1 protein-coding gene is annotated in these 517 nt (G+C 62.1%); it reads left to right on the forward strand.

Annotated features, from left to right (window positions below; translation table 11 throughout):
* Nucleotide 1: 1 nt before the first annotated feature.
* Nucleotides 2-517: IS91 family transposase (locus ABD827_RS06695; RefSeq protein WP_344963526.1), on the forward strand; the 516-nt coding region annotated here is incomplete at its 3' end.

The raw sequence follows: 517 nt of genomic DNA on the forward strand, positions 1-517 counted from the left end.
CATGAGTACTTTTATCTCGCTGCTGCGTGCGCACCATGATGCGTTGATGACGGCCAGCCACGCGCCGGTGTCGCCCGACATGAAACGAGCGATCGCGGCGATGGAGTGCTGTCAAACCGAGGCCGCCGGCTGGTCGCAGTGGTACTGCCGACATTGCCATCATCACGACCAATCCCCGCTCTCGTGCGGGCATCGGCTCTGCCCGCAGTGCCAACACCGAACCAGCGCCACTTGGCTCGCCCGTCAGCAGGCCAAGTTACTGCCGGTTCATTACTTCATGATCACCTTTACCTTACCGGCCGAACTGCGCTGCCTCGCCCGTGCGCAACCCAAAGCGCTGTACCGCATCATGTTCTCGGTTGCCGCCTCGCTACTCAAGGACTTCGCCCAGCGTCGCCATGGGGGTCGCAGCGGCTTTACCGCGGTACTACATACCCACAGCCGACGACGAGATCTGCATCCTCATCTGCATGTCATGATCCCGGCAGGCTACTACGATCCCGCACGGCGCCAGTGG

It is taken from the genome of Oceanisphaera sediminis (genome assembly GCF_039539745.1).
GTDB classification, from domain to species: domain Bacteria; phylum Pseudomonadota; class Gammaproteobacteria; order Enterobacterales; family Aeromonadaceae; genus Oceanimonas; species Oceanimonas sediminis.